Here is a 14712-nt window from a genome sequence, read left to right as displayed (position 1 = left end):
TGGGAAAAGGAGCGTAACCAGCAGAAAGCTAAAATCGATTGGCGTTTTGCAGCTTCAGATGCCAGAGTGAAATTCCAACGGTTATATCCTAATTTACACCTGTCATAATTTTCTTGGTTGACTACTACTTATACAATTCTCCACACGGGAGAAGTCCCACACCAATTCAAACCTGGAAACCTAGATTAAAACAGTGGTCAGAAAAAACTGATAACTGTCAAATCTAACGCCTCTTAATTACGAATTACGTTAGCGCAGCGTTAGCGTTAGCGAAGCGATAGCGAGGAACGAGCGTCCGCAGGAACGTCATTACGAATTACGAATTACGAATTACGAATTAGCCTTATGCAGGCATCCCTTGAACAACTTTCACAAATTATCGTGTTTGCAGGTTTAGAAACAGCAGATCAAAAAAGTTTGCAACCTCACACTTTGGTGCAACACCATCCCAAAGGGGAGATTATTTTGCACGAGGGCGATCGCTTACCAGCAAAGTTATATGCTGTTGTCAGCGGCTCAATTCAAGTTACTAAAATAGCAACAACAGGAAAAGAAACTATTCTCCGCGCCTTGGCTGCTGGTGAAATTTTTGCTGCACCTGCCTTATTAGGAAATGGAATTTCTCCGGCGACTGTAACTGCTGAATCTGATTGTGAAATTCTCAGTATCCAGCGAGATGCTTTATTAAAAGCTATTCAACAAAATCCTGATATTGCCTTACGGATGCTGATGATTTTTAACACTCGGATTCAGCTACTTCATGAAACAGTTCACGGATTAGTTTCTGAAAGAGCTATTGTTCGTCTTGCTAGGTTAATTCAATATTTTGCTACCGAATTTGGAACTAAATCAAGTCCCCAAGGTACATCTTTAAAAGTCAAATTATCTTACTACCGGATGGCTCGGAGTAGTGGAATTACTTATGAAGAATGCGTGCGTTTAATTAAAAGTATTAACTCAGTAGTTGCTTATAGTCGGGGTGGTCAGATTACGATACTTGATGCCCAGAAATTAGATGCGATCGCTTCTGGAGACATAGAATAGGCGGAATACTGCTAATGAACACTATAAGCTTTTTCGGTATGTTTAGTATATTTAAATGGGGGAGAAGTTCAGCTTAATCATAAGAGTGAGATGACTTCTTACTTATGATAGTTGCGAGAACTACTCTAAATCAGTCAGAGTAAATATACCTAACACAGGTGAGGTTCAAAGCATGGACTCGACAGGTAAGGTTCAAATAATTATGGACTCGTCCTGGCACATTCCATTGCCGATGGAACAGTCTGCAATGAGCCGAGTGACAGTCTATTTTTATAATGACGGGTGGGTTCCAATTAAATATTGTTACTTGGGAAAAGCAATTTTGCTATATCACCAAGCAAAGTTAGCAGGTAAGGAAATTTTTTTATTTCCTGTTAATTTAGACCCCAATAGTTTTTAATAGATCATTTTCAAAAAACTTTGCAACAAATAAATCGGCTTTAGTGAAGATGCACATTTGTGCGTCCTCAACTATATAAACATGATAAACGTGCTTGAGATTATAAAAGCCTAATCAAACCAAACCAGAACGGAGCGCGACAACTGCTGCTTGGACGCGATCGTCAACTGCTAGTTTGTTCATAATCCCTCTGACGTGAGTTTTAACAGTGTTGGGACTGAGATAGAGTTTTTGGGCGATCTCTGGATTGCTCAACCCGTCTACCATGAGTTTCAATACTTCTAATTCACGCCCGGACAAGTTAGCAGCGTTACTGGTAGGTGAAGGCGGTTTAAGATTATCAATTACTCGCCGAGCAATTTGAGGATCGAGATAGGCTGCTCCATCAACTGCGGCGGCGATCGCACTCAATAGCCTTTCTACACTTGCACCTTTGATACAATATGCATCTGCACCGCTAGACAGTGCAGCAATAATTTCTGTCTCTGTTGTGTGGGATGTTAGCATCACTACGTGAGTTGTCGGTAGTGCAGCCTTAATTTGCTGTGTCGCTGCAATTCCATCGAGTCGCGGTAATCCAATATCCATAACAACTAAATCAGGCTTCAGTCGCAGTGCTGCTTGGACTCCCAAATAGCCATCTTCTGCTTGTCCAACAATCTCTAATTGGGGATGGGCCATGAGCGATTGCTCTAGTCCCAGTTGCATCATCGGATCATCCTCAACAATCAACACCCGCAATGGGGAAGCATTAGCAGGTAAATTTAAAGGATAACCAGTATTTGGAGACATTTTTATCAGTTAGAAGTTTAGGAGACAAAAGTCAGGAGACAGAAGTGATTAATTTTGACCTTGAGAGAAGTCTAAACGCCGGCTTCCGGCAAACAGAACTTCGATGCTCTTGACCAAATAATTACTAATTCGTAATTCGTAATTCGTAATTACTTCGTGTCATAGCCCCCACCAAATCAAAAATTTGGTGGGCTTCAATCAGCGCAAAGTAAGAGCGCCGGAAGCGGGCGCGATCTTAACTTTGTAAAAGAGTGGTGGGTTCAGAGCTAACACTGATTGTAACTACGAATTACAAATTATCAATTACGAATTATGTTAACTGATTTTCCTATTCTTCCACGCGGTAGCCTAACTCTGCTAAACTTATCCTAGAATGCCGCCATTTTGGCTGGACTTTCACAAATAGTTCCAGGTAAACTTTGCCAGCAATTAATTTTTGGATTTGTTCACGAGCTGCGCTACCAATTGCTTTGAGCATCGATCCACCTTTACCAATTAGTATTCCTTTTTGGGAATCGCGCTCGACATTTATAGTTGCGAGTACACGAGTAATACTGGGAGTTTCTTCTACTAAATCAATGGCGATCGCCACTGAATGAGGCACTTCCTCACGAGTTAACAATAAAATTTGTTCTCGGATTAATTCGCCCATAATGAAGCGTTCTGGCTGATCAGTTACCAAGTCAGGCGGATAGTATAAAGGGCCCGTTTCTAAATGTCCAATTAATAATTTTTGAAGTTGTGGTAATCCTGCACTAGTCTTGGCAGAAAATTTTACGATTTCCCATTCATGAAACTTAGCCATTTCAGCGTAAGTATCATCTAGAAGTTGAGAATCTTGAGGTTGTTGATCGCTTTTATTTACACCCACAATTAGCGGTGTTTTGCTGCGACATAGCAAATCAGCAATATAGCGATCGCCTGCGCCACAGGCTACCGAACCATCTACTACAAACAATATTACATCTACAGATTCAATGGCAATTTTGGCATTCTGTACCAAAACTTCTCCCAATTGATGATGGGGTTTATGAATTCCTGGTGTATCTACAAAAATTAACTGCGCCTCTGGTGTGGTTAAAATACCACGCAAACGGTTACGTGTAGTTTGTGCTATCGGTGATGTTATGGCAATTTTCTGCCCTACTAATTGATTCATTAAAGTAGATTTACCGACATTAGGACGCCCAATAATGCCGATAAAACCTGATCTAAATTCAGGAGGAGCCTGGGGAATTGTGACTTCTCCTGAAAAAGAGAAGTTGTAATTATCAATACTAGTCACCTTTGGCTCCACCCTCATATTTTACAGTTGGGATAACTTGGTTTTTTCTTATACACGAAACAAGCATAAAATCACCCTATATTTTCGGGGATTGCTTTTTACTTACGTTTAATCTACTACTGGTTCTACACTTATATTTTACAGCTGAGATAACTTTGTTTTGTTTTTAGACACAAAACAAACATAAAATTACTTTGGCATTTACAGAAAGAACTTTTGCTGAGTTTAATCTACTACTAACCCTGGCTTAAGTTTAATCTACTACTAAATATATTTGGATCAAAATGTCAAAAAAAGATATGGGAGAACGCAAACGCATTGGAATTCTGACTAGTGGAGGAGATTGTTCTGGCTTAAATGCTGTCATTAGAGCTGTAGTAAATTGTGCCGTGAATACCTACGACTGGGAGGTTTTGGGAATTCGTCAAGCTACTCTAGGATTAATGGCACATCCGCCGCAAGCCACAAAGCTAGAAATTGATCAAGTAGACTCGCTATTAACTGCGGGTGGCACAATGTTGGGTACAACCAATAAAGGCGATCCTTTTGCCTTTCCGATGCCAGATGGAAGTGTATGCGATCGCTCCAAAGAAATCATTGCAGGCTACCATGAACTAAGGTTAGACGCTTTGATTGGGATTGGTGGCGATGGTAGTTTAGCAATTCTCCGTCGTTTAGCGCAACAAGGCGGTATTAACCTAGTTGGTATTCCCAAAACTATTGATAACGATATTGGCGTGACTGAACATGCTATCGGTTTTGATACAGCGGTCAATATTGCCACAGAAGCCTTAGATCGTTTACATTTTACCGCTGCTAGTCATAGCCGAGTCATGATTTTAGAAGTTATGGGGCGTGATGCAGGACACATAGCAATAGCTGCGGGAATTGCTGGAGGAGCAAACGTAATTTTAATTCCCGAAATACCCTACACAGTTGATCACATTTGCCACAAAATCAAAGAACGCCAAGAAAAAGGCAAAAACTATTGTTTGATTATTGTTTCTGAAGCAGTTCGTACCCAAGATGGGGAAAATGTGACGATTACAAATCGCTTAGGTCAATCTCGATATGGTGGAATTGGTGAATACTTAGCCGATAAAATCATCCAGCATATTGGCGTAGAAACGCGAGTCACAGTTTTAGGACACATTCAACGTGGTGGAACCGCTTCACCATTGGATAGATTAGTTGCAACCGTGTTTGGCGTTGCAGCGGTTAATCTCATTGCAGAAGGTAAATACGATCACATGGTAACATGGCAAAATCGCCGAGTATTAAGTGTACCAATTACAGAAGCGATCGCTCAATATAGCGCCGTCAATCCCAATGGTACTTTGGTTAAAACCGCTCGCGGTATGGGTATTTATTTAGGCGACTAAATTTAGTGCTGAGTAGAGGAGTGGAGGAGTGGGGGAAGAAAAATTACAATTGACCCTTGACTCCTGTCTCCTGTCTCCTGTCTCCTGTCTCCTAACTCCTAACTAACAATTCCCAGTACAAACTCGCCTTCATTCACAGCTTGATTAATTGCGACATCATAAACTAAACCGTCCTGCTGAGCGCAGACATCAATTACGTTTGGTAACTTACCTTCTTTATTAAAACTAAGAATTTGATAAAGTTTTTCTCCAGCTTTGACTAAGCTACCTAATTCAATTCTGGATTGAATCATACCACCTGCGATCGCATAATATTTTTTTCTGTTACTGCTAGACGCAAAAGTCATTTCATGGGTTTTTGTGTTATGTGAGAAATCAGGGATTTGCAATACAGCTTTTTGCACTAAATAGTTTTTCACACCCCGGACACCTTTGGCGACCGAATCAGGATTCATTTGCATTCCTGTTCCTAATTCCAGTGTCCAAGCTTCCATATCAAACCTGATATCTCGACCAAACTCTTTAAAAGAAGCTTCCAGTGCTAACCAAGGTTTAATAAACGCCTCATCAAAAGCATCCCCATCATACTTATCAAGTAAAATTCCAAAATCTAACAGGAAGTATTTTGCACTATCTTCGCGATTACGGAAGTAATAAAGGTAGTCTAATGCTTTATTTGTAGAACTGTGTAAATCAATTAAGTAGTCTGCATCTAAACTTAAAGATTGTAATTGGTAGCGAAACCTTTCAGTGTAAGGTACGCTACTAGGAGAACTAATTTTTTCTAGAAGTTTGGCAAATTGTTCTTGAATTAGAGTTAAATAATTTTGTCTAACGACCTCTTTATCAACATAAAGTTGAGATTTAGTAAAAGCTATTAAGTCATTAGCTTCTTTTTCATAGTCCCAAAATATTCGGTTCCAGTCTTTGGCTTCGTAAACACAATACCGCCCAGGAGAGAAATGCTGAGCGCGTTCATTTGTACCCATTGGATTACAAACAGGAACCAGCCAAATTTCTCCAGTTAAATCAGCATTATTTAGAGTTAGCAAAAACTCAATTAGTTGGTGAATAACAGCATTACCAGCAATCTCTGCACCGTGCAGATTAGATTGAATATAAACCTTTTTACCGGGTCGAGCGCCAATGAATTTGTATAGTTGTAAGTATAAGCGATCGCCCGAAGCCATTTGACGTAATACAATGCTTTCAATAACTGGCAGCATGAAACAATTTAGTGATAATTTGAGTAAATTATGGCTGTATTTGTACTGAATTAAAAGCTACATCCTTATTAAAAAAAAGGGAAATTCTATCTAATACAGGTAAACTATGCCCTAACTGAAGCCCTAACACAATCCACTCTTCCAAAGAATCTTTTAACTCTTCTGTGCAAACTTCAAGTGTGGAGGCATTGGCATATAATCCTTGTAAACCAGGTACTTCTGCATAAAAAGTGCCATCATCTAAAAGTTCATAAGTAGCCCGGTGCAAAGCTGCTTGAATATAGTTAGTTAACATTTTACCTAGAAAGTTTTTAAAGGGTTTCACGTTAAGTTGGCAACAATAAATATTGTTTCCTTTCATGTGTTGCTCATTCATAAGTTTTATTTAAGTATTGCTAGCTATTACATAAGCATAAGCCTAAATATCGCGATGTTAAGGACAAATGTCGCAATGTTGCTTATGAATATCACGGTATTGATAATAAAAATTGTAATGTTAAGGATAAATATCGCGGTGTTGCTTATGAATATCACGGTATTGATAATAAAAATCGTAATGTTAAGGATAAATATCGCGGTGTTGCTTATGAATGTCACGATATTGATAATAAAAATCGTAATGTTAAGGATAAATATCGCGGTGTTGCTTATGAATGTCACGATATTGACCACTACAAGCCAGTTATTCGGAACTGCGATGTTTACGACGGGCTACGCCTACGCACCTTTTACAGCAGTGTTTTTTCTAGAAACAAAAAGGGACAGAAGTATGCAAGCCTACCATTTAAACGCAACAATTGATGAATCAGGTCATTTAATTATTGACGAACCTCTGAATATTGCTCCTGGTAAAGTGGAAGTCATTATTTTGCAGCCAGATTCCATCCTTGGAAACTTCTACTGAGTCACAGCCAGAAAAGCCTAAAAGACAAACAAAAATTAAAGCTTTGCAAGGCTGGTTTGAAAAGACATAACCTGCGCCTCATGATTTTGAACCAGATCAAGCCAGATGGGAAGCTTTAAAGGAGAAACATAATCTGTGAAAATCTTGTTATACCATTTCACGAAATTCTTGATACATATAGATTTCTCGTAGGGGCACAGCATTGCCCATTGGTGTCAATAGCAATATATTACACCATCTAATTGATATTATCTTCATGAAAAAACTGGAAGCTAAAAAATTTGAATAGCTTCCAGTAGTTGCTATATAAATTGCTAATTTACAAAGCAGACATAATCCTGGTTAGGAGGACTAGGATTATGTTAGCCAAAACAGAAGTGTATTAGCTTTAAATTCTACAAGCCATAACAATAATTTAACTACAACTTTTCTATTTCCGTTCTTCGTGCTGGTGCTAAAAGTGAGCTTTTTAAACTCAAGTAACACCAACCTTAGTATAGAAAGTTTTATAAGCTATGCTTTCGCCGTTTGCCACCGACGGAAGACATACAAATGGATTGACTTCCGAAGTTCCGCCCGGACTTCTGGGAAGTAGTCGCTCCAAATTCTTTTAGCTCAGACTTCCTCGGAAAAAGAACCACCAACAGCAATAGTTAGATCGTCGGTTTTGGTGTAGAAGCTATCTAATCCATGAAATACTGACTGTTTTAGCAATCAGTGTGATGTATTTCACAGTCATAAGTAGAAAATTAATTTGTTTGCCAAGTACCTCTGTCTTTTTGTTTAAGTTGTTATTTTTAATTTAAAGTATTTCATCAGTATATATTTGCCATTTTGGCAGATTTTTGAAGATAGCTGACGAAATTTATTACATCCCATACTCATATATAATACTTTGTTGACTACTACACGCTTACGTAGTTAAATGTAATAATAATAACATTTTATCTAGGAGATTAATTTAATAATTATATAAATCAATACGCTTGGCGCTAACACCAAGCGTATTGAGTTTCAATTGCTGATTTATAGATGATATTCTCACCTAAATTATTTTGATCTAAACTGCTACCACGGATTTTTATTTTTTACTTTCCGACTACTTCAAGATAAGCTAAATCTTTAATTTTGCTTAAGCAGCTTGGTGAAACATTACTATCAGATCTGGAATCATTAGAATGTTTGACTATTTTTATATTTTCATTTTGCTGTTGATTTGACCTACTAGCTTGAGTGTTTTCTTTGAGTAATCGGTTGTATGTGCGGTAGGGAATGTAATGTAGAGGATTGTAACCAGCAAATCGCAGCATTAAAACACATGCCCAGGAATACTTTCCGGCAAGAATTGCTTCTACTACTTTATCAAAATGTTGATTTTTCATTGTCTTGTCCGAGTTGCTACTAATGCCAGGAACGTTTTGATTCATAGTATTTAGTGGTCTTGCTGTTTTTAATTAAGTTTGTTGGCTGCTCAACCGTAATTCTCCAGATTTTCCCCGATTAATCAAGGAAATTGTTACTGGTTGCTTTTCGGCTGTAGCTTTTGCTTGTTAGTGAGTGAAAGGTAAAAATTTACTTCTTGTCTTGTCATGTGACTAGCAAGATCGAAACCTTGGTATGGTTTTTAATAGATGCAGTTTTGTCCTATTTAAATTTCCAAACTTCTAATTCAAGTAATTCTCTCTAATTGACTACCTGTATATAACATTTCTTACTGATTAAGAAGTTTCCGGTAAAGCTGCACATTTTTTAGTCTAGTAGAGAAAAATTATTTATCTTTGAAAATTAAGAGCAGTATTCGTATTTATACTATTTCATTACCCTTAATTTCATCTGCTAACTTAGCATGTTCATGAATCAAATTTACTGAACATATTTAAAAACTTCCTTATGTATTGTGCAACTTTTAAGTTTGTCCATTTTTGCGAATTTATGGGGGGTGTTACCCCTCACTTACTATTATTTGGAACTTTGATTATCTTTAATATACTAGAAAATTTGTTATTAACTATGAGGTGTAACACCCTTCAATTTGGCAGTGAGATAGTTAAAACTAAAAAACTATTACTTGACATAATTATTGAAAATATTTTCACATAGCATATATAAAAAACTGTTGTGCATACAAAAAAGCCCTGATTGACAAGGCTTACAGCTATAGATATTTAATAAACACAGTCAACTTATCTGATTATTTCCTAAGTAATAATCAGTAAAAAAAAGATGATAAATTGTTTAATTTATAAATTAATGATACTAAGATTAAAAATTTTAATCTAGTGACAATAAAATACAGTAAAACATCTGTATAGAGATGTTTTAACCAATGAAAATATAGCCATTTAAACTGTATAGCCTTAGCTAATTTATGGCTTACATGCAACTCAACAATGTGAAATATTATTTATGTCTATTTCCTAAATCCAAGCCAATGATGAAAGTCAAATTACAGATGCACTTGTAGTTGAGCTAAGAAAAACTGTTAATTGCTCATAAGTTCCTGATGTCCAGTAGGTATTGACGCCGTGTTTTTAAAGCAATGCTTCAAATACTGGGCGCGAGAACCATCGCTTACCTATCGCGTGATCACGCAATACGCGATCGCCTTTAAGCCAAACAATTACATCAAGAGTTTCTTGCCAATGAGCTATCCAAGGGTTATAATATGAGTCCAGCTTACTCAAGCTCGCCCTTACCGCTAGCACTTCATATCCTAAAATTTGGGCTACCTCTGCTAAACCCTGGAGAAACGCACCCATACGTTTTACCCCCGCTAAGTTTCGCAGATTATTTAGGCGCAAGCGCATGTCCCAGTATTGGCTAATCATCGCTAAATACACCGCGCTGAAATCTAATGAATTTTGCTGTTGAATAAGGGCATAGGGACGCCACAGTTTAGTTATTGAACGAGGCTTGTTCCTGTTTTGGAAGTCAACTGGTGCAGCCCGAATGGCTACCAGACTGTTTGATTTTGGGATAAGAAGAAGTTTTAGGTAAAGAAAACTGCTACTGTCTTCAATCCCATCTTGATTGTAGCTAGCCAGCTTGTCACCAAGTTGAAACTCATAGAGAACCCAAACTTGGCTAAATTCTGACTCTAGGCTTGTATCCCCTATTACTAACCTCAAAAATTTGAAGATAGCAACTTTCGGAGTGGGAGACTGCTGGTTATTTGTATATTTCAGCTCTCCCTGAACTCTTAATGACGAAGAGGAGTTCATGGTTTAATTTCGGTTTTTTAGGTAAGCTTCTTAACTTGTGTGAGGCGAGCAGTTAGAGGGCAAAAAAGTTGATAAATATCTGACTGATTGGGTTTCACATCATTCCAACAGCCTGTTTTTAACAGTTAACAGTAAACGGTAAACAGTAAACAGTTAAGATAATTGGGTTTAAGGATAACCACTAAGGGGGCGAGTACTTCTAACTGAAAACTAATAACCCAAAGCCGATTAGTGGCAGGCGCTATCTGGCGGGTTTAAATTCCCCAACTGTTTACTGTGTTTATACCAGAGTATTAATCATCTGACTTCGATTGTTGTCGTCAATAAACATTTCACACTTTATCCAGTATTCATTTCTTGAATTGTCTAATTTTTAAGTTGAGATTGCTTGCAAAACAATTTTTTCCAGTTGAAATTTGTCAATTGTCAACACAATCTGGGAAATATTAGGAGTTTTTGGGGTTAGTTCTGGTGATCTTGGCATTTTTTTAACCAGTAGTCTGGAGTTCTAAATCTTTCAACTCTTACCATTACTTAAATTTTCTTTCGTTTCCGGAAACACCCGGAAAATAAAATCTCAGATGTAATCTCTGCTTTCTTAGATGAATATCAGGTACATTTTGAAGCGCATATATTAAAACATCTATGTACATCTGTTTGTATCTAAAGTTGCAAATTTCAAGTTAGATTACCCGGCGATTGAGTACACTAATAACGTAGTCGTCAAGCTTAAGAGCGTTGTTAGCAAATGCCTAGAACCTCTGCTCTATAAGAGTTCATCAGCAGTGGTTAGTAGTAATTACAACTGACCACTGTTGAGATTTAAAATGCTCTTGGTTGATACGCTATCACTTAATAGTTAAGTAAATTGCCCAAATTGCCATTGCTCGCAGGTAAGTACTAGCACGGAAAGTACCAGCAGCGGTGATAGCTTCAGGTGTGCGAAATTGCAGCCCATTGTCGTAAATTTGTTTGACTACAGCTTGTGTCAACTTAAATGCTTTATCCTTCATTCCCATTTGCACTAGAAAAGCCGCTAGCCCAAAGTTAATTCCCGTCCAGACTTCCAAGGGATGAGTCGCTTTGGGGTTTTCTGGTGAACCATCGGGACGAACACCATTAGCAGCCCCAAACTCACCTTGGCAGAATTTCATAAAGCAAGCATCATATACAGTTTTCAAGGCAGAGAGGGCGCGATCGCTCGATACAATATCTGGTAAATCCAGTAGTCGGGCGTAGAACTGTCCGCACAACTGATCCGCCATTACCACATTAGAACCACTCTCGCTGTCGAGTTTGTAATATTGACCATTCCAGAGTTTTTCCTCGTAGATTGGGCGAGATTGTTCTAACCAAGCTTCATAAGTGGATTTTTGCACCGCCAACTCCGCTGTGTTACCTCTGCGGTGCATTAATAAAACTTCACTGATAGCAATCGCTGCTTGTAGCGCTGCTAACCACAAACCACCACAATAAGCACTTACGCCCTGTAACCGCCAATCATCAAAGGTTTGATCAGGCGCACCGGAATTTTCGGGAATACCATCGCCATCTAAGTCAAAGGTTTTCAAATAGTCGAGAGTTTGAGCGATCGCATCCCAGCAGTCTGTTAAAAATTCCACATCGTCAGCACCCGTGAGCAGAAAATCGCGGTATACTTGCAATACGAAATCACTACCTAAATCCTTCCATAAATTGCAGTCTTGATAACTGGTATAGTTAGTTTTTTCCCAAACATGTTCATTGGGTGCGCCTAAATCGTGGGGTGTCGCGCCTGCGACTTTACGAACTGCGATCGGACTTTCTGCCTTGATTGTCAAGTAATAGCCAATTATCCGGGGAGTATCATCACCTTGGGGAATTGCCCTTGCAAATGCCCGCATCACCGATTTTTCCAGTTCGGGAAACAGCATCAGTAGGGCAAAAGAACCATATAATCGCACATCTAAACTTTCATACCAGCGGTAATCTAAGCATTCCAATACTGCAAACTGACCGATGGGGTCAAGTTCTGAGGCAGCACTCCAGAGAGTACCACCGCTGGTGAGGTCGTAAAGCTCATTAAATAGAGCCATTTTAAACCAGTCGGGTAAGTCTTCCCGGTCGAGAATGGGTTGTTGCCAGTTTTGAATCTGCGATCGCCAACTTTGATATTCTTGTAGAGCAGTAGATGCGATCGCCCAGGCATTATTGCCACTATTACCAAAAAAGTCTGTATATCTGCGATAATAGTTAACCCCAGCGGCAAATTCTGTAATCGGGAAATCCCAAGCCAGGACAAAGGGGATTTCTAGATTTTCCCCTGGTTGGAGAGTAAAACGGATTGCGATCGCAGCCCCTAACTGTTCACCTTCTACGGCTGGATTTGCATCTATATAATTAGGCAAAGAGCCATCTTGAGCAAAGTTTTGCCACACATCCTCACCTGTACCAACAGGATTCCACCGAGTGTGGTGAAATACCTCTACCTGCGGATGTTTCGGCGTAGCAATGCACCAAGTCCCATCCCCTTCCTGCAAAGTATCACTACCAACCCGACCTAAAACACAACCAAACTGTTGTGTCTCTTCAACAATCTGGTTATAATTCCCTTGACTTTCGCCCCAGCGTGGTTGGTATTCGTAAACCGGACTACCATCATCGCGCACCCGCACTTCAGGGGATTTAACAGCGTTAGTAAACCAACCCACCATATTTTGCCAGGTGAGCATGATGCTAAGAGTAATAGGTGCATCTGTAGGGTTGTGAGCATTCCAGAGAAACACCGCCACAGGGTAGCTAGGTTCTTGGTAATTGCCTGCCCAAACAGGGGAAAACTGCTCACAGGTCAACTGTGCTTGAAATACATTTTCATACACAAACCAGCTACGGGGATATAGCGCATGATAATTGCCCGTCCCCTCTGTACCGCGAAGTGTCGGATACCAGTGACAAGCTTTGAGAGTGCCATCTTCTGGCGCTTGCGTAGACAAAGCGTAGGCTTGGGAAGATGCACCATTAGACTCAAATACACTGAATTGACAGGCGGGGACGTTTTTGAAGATATGTTCACCGCCATCAATGTGCCACAGATTAAAATCTCCCCGTGAAGAACGACCGATGCAACCTGCACCAAAGCCACCTAAAGGCATACCATGCCAAGGGCCATCATCGATATTACTTGCGTAGCGGACGGTATAAGGCTTATCCCAGCCTAGACCGATGGGACGATTCCAAGTGCAAGACGGAATTTTTCGGGAGGGTTGATTTGTCATCGCCTAATGTTACAGCGTGCAGTTACGTCAATGAAGACTAGCGCGATGTGTGATTTTTCTCAAGGGGCGCAACGATGTAGGGGCATGGCAATGCCATGCCCCTACGTTAGATGAAAATTTACAGGTTAATATAAACACAATTTCCAAATAACCGTACTTATAAATTAATGCCTTACGATCCACGAAAACACCGCCGTCGTTCTATTCGCTTAAAAGGATATGACTATACTCAACCAGGAGCTTATTTTATTACGCTTTGCACACACGGGCGGCAATGTTTATTTGGCAATGTGGTCAAGGGCAAAATGCAATTAAATTATTTAGGTCATATTGCCTTCAACTGTTGGGAGGCAATTCCCGATCATTTTCCGCACATTGAATTAGACACTTTTGTGGTAATGCCTAATCATCTACATGGGATATTAGTAATTACTGACACGTCTGTAGGGGCATGGCATTGCCATGCCCATACAAGAGAACAATTTGGCAAACCTGTGCGAGGTTCTATTCCAACCGTAATTGGCAGCTATAAAAGCGCTGTCAGCAAAAGCATTAATGTTATTTGGCACACCAAAGGGCAATCAATCTGGCAACGCAATTTTTACGAACACATTAGCCGAGATCAGAAATCTTTGGATCACATTCGACAATATATCCTAGACAATCCTCAGAGGTGGGCAGATGATCCAGACAATTCACAGCAGAATCCTGATGATTACAAATTCCTGTTCGATATCCCTTTTTAAATCATTGTAGGGGCACGGCAATGCCTTGCCCCTACTTCTTCTAAGAAAACTTACACTTCACTTCAATTTCAAAATTACTTTCCGCCGAACCTTCAGTCACGAAAGGTATACCAGTTTTTCTGCCTATCTTCAAGCCAAACTTTAGAGTAACCTCTTCGACTTCATCTGCACCTAAATTTTTAAAAGCGCCAATGGCATATTTAGTATAAGCTCGAATTTGATGGTGAACTTCCTCAATCTTGACTTAAAGGGAAAGTTAATACAACTAAGTTGGCTGAAGCTTTAAAAACACTTTTGCAACAACAAGCATTTATTGATTTGTTAACAGAATTTCCACCTTTAGAAGAAAATTTGGTGCTCAGAACTGCAACAACCGAGATACAAGGGTCAATCATCGTGAGTGAAAAGCGATCGCTTATTCTCAAATGGTAAAAAATGGGATAATTTTGTGTTTAATG

The 14712-nt window shown here is 39.3% G+C and carries 13 protein-coding genes and 1 pseudogene; 6 read left to right on the top strand and 8 right to left on the bottom strand.

Going from position 1 to position 14712, the window contains the following annotated elements; genetic code table 11:
* The first annotated feature begins 345 nt into the window (after nucleotides 1–345).
* Nucleotides 346–1044, top strand: coding sequence for a Crp/Fnr family transcriptional regulator (locus FNW02_RS31870; RefSeq protein ID WP_191761443.1), 699 nt, complete (start codon nucleotides 346–348; stop codon nucleotides 1042–1044).
* Between the two features lie 514 nt (nucleotides 1045–1558).
* On the opposite strand, the gene FNW02_RS31860 is transcribed toward FNW02_RS31870, so the two are convergent.
* Together FNW02_RS31860 and era are read right to left on the bottom strand one after the other, a co-directional pair.
* Nucleotides 1559–2236, bottom strand: coding sequence for a response regulator (locus FNW02_RS31860; RefSeq protein ID WP_191761442.1), 678 nt, complete (start codon nucleotides 2234–2236; stop codon nucleotides 1559–1561).
* 328 nt (nucleotides 2237–2564) lie between these two features.
* A complete protein-coding gene (gene era, locus FNW02_RS31855) occupies nucleotides 2565–3539 on the bottom strand; it encodes a GTPase Era (protein ID WP_191761441.1) in 975 nt (324 codons plus the stop codon).
* Between the two features lie 281 nt (nucleotides 3540–3820).
* On the opposite strand from era, the gene FNW02_RS31850 reads away from it, so the two are divergent.
* Nucleotides 3821–4903, top strand: a complete 1083-nt coding sequence (locus FNW02_RS31850) for an ATP-dependent 6-phosphofructokinase (protein WP_191761447.1) — start codon at nucleotides 3821–3823, stop codon at nucleotides 4901–4903.
* A 98-nt stretch (nucleotides 4904–5001) separates the two neighbouring features.
* On the opposite strand, the gene FNW02_RS31845 is transcribed toward FNW02_RS31850, so the two are convergent.
* The gene (locus FNW02_RS31845; RefSeq protein ID WP_191761440.1) at nucleotides 5002–6129 is read right to left on the bottom strand and encodes a succinylglutamate desuccinylase/aspartoacylase family protein; all 1128 of its coding nucleotides are present in this window, start codon (nucleotides 6127–6129) and stop codon (nucleotides 5002–5004) included.
* Between the two features lie 28 nt (nucleotides 6130–6157).
* Complete coding sequence (locus FNW02_RS31840) at nucleotides 6158–6505, bottom strand: type II toxin-antitoxin system HicB family antitoxin (RefSeq protein WP_431356832.1); 348 nt, start codon at nucleotides 6503–6505, stop codon at nucleotides 6158–6160.
* A 98-nt stretch (nucleotides 6506–6603) separates the two neighbouring features.
* Here FNW02_RS31840 and FNW02_RS40270 point away from each other — a divergent pair.
* Both FNW02_RS40270 and FNW02_RS39120 read left to right on the top strand, forming a co-directional pair.
* Nucleotides 6604–6756 (top strand): annotated as a pseudogene (locus tag FNW02_RS40270) (DUF4278 domain-containing protein); the annotation flags it as partial.
* Nucleotides 6757–6778: 22 nt separating this feature from the next.
* Nucleotides 6779–7033 carry a hypothetical protein gene (locus FNW02_RS39120; protein WP_225226045.1) on the top strand — a complete coding sequence of 85 codons (255 nt, stop codon included), beginning with the start codon at nucleotides 6779–6781 and terminating at the stop codon, nucleotides 7031–7033.
* Between the two features lie 1088 nt (nucleotides 7034–8121).
* Here the strand turns inward: FNW02_RS39120 and FNW02_RS31830 are convergent.
* From FNW02_RS31830 to FNW02_RS31820, 3 genes are all read right to left on the bottom strand, one after another.
* Nucleotides 8122–8460 carry a HetP family heterocyst commitment protein gene (locus FNW02_RS31830; protein ID WP_191761439.1) on the bottom strand — a complete coding sequence of 113 codons (339 nt, stop codon included), beginning with the start codon at nucleotides 8458–8460 and terminating at the stop codon, nucleotides 8122–8124.
* 1104 nt (nucleotides 8461–9564) lie between these two features.
* The gene (locus tag FNW02_RS31825) at nucleotides 9565–10254 is read right to left on the bottom strand and encodes a cysteine peptidase family C39 domain-containing protein (RefSeq protein ID WP_191761438.1); all 690 of its coding nucleotides are present in this window, start codon (nucleotides 10252–10254) and stop codon (nucleotides 9565–9567) included.
* 848 nt (nucleotides 10255–11102) lie between these two features.
* Nucleotides 11103–13508 carry a GH116 family glycosyl hydrolase gene (locus tag FNW02_RS31820; protein ID WP_191761437.1) on the bottom strand — a complete coding sequence of 802 codons (2406 nt, stop codon included), beginning with the start codon at nucleotides 13506–13508 and terminating at the stop codon, nucleotides 11103–11105.
* Between the two features lie 167 nt (nucleotides 13509–13675).
* On the opposite strand from FNW02_RS31820, the gene FNW02_RS31815 reads away from it, so the two are divergent.
* Nucleotides 13676–14254: a transposase gene (locus FNW02_RS31815; protein ID WP_191761436.1), complete on the top strand. Its 579-nt coding sequence runs from the start codon at nucleotides 13676–13678 to the stop codon at nucleotides 14252–14254.
* A 40-nt stretch (nucleotides 14255–14294) separates the two neighbouring features.
* Here FNW02_RS31815 and FNW02_RS39115 read toward each other — a convergent pair whose 3' ends face one another.
* On the bottom strand, nucleotides 14295–14492 hold the full coding sequence (locus tag FNW02_RS39115; protein ID WP_348535482.1) for a CU044_2847 family protein: 198 nt from the start codon (nucleotides 14490–14492) through the stop codon (nucleotides 14295–14297).
* 32 nt (nucleotides 14493–14524) lie between these two features.
* On the opposite strand from FNW02_RS39115, the gene FNW02_RS31810 reads away from it, so the two are divergent.
* Nucleotides 14525–14686, top strand: coding sequence for a hypothetical protein (locus tag FNW02_RS31810; RefSeq protein WP_191761435.1), 162 nt, complete (start codon nucleotides 14525–14527; stop codon nucleotides 14684–14686).
* Nucleotides 14687–14712: the final 26 nt, after the last annotated feature.

The organism is Komarekiella delphini-convector SJRDD-AB1 (assembly GCF_014831675.1).
GTDB lineage: Bacteria > Cyanobacteriota > Cyanobacteriia > Cyanobacteriales > Nostocaceae > Komarekiella.
The sequence above is the reverse complement of the archived record's forward strand: the minus strand, read 5'-3'. Positions and strand labels throughout refer to the sequence as shown.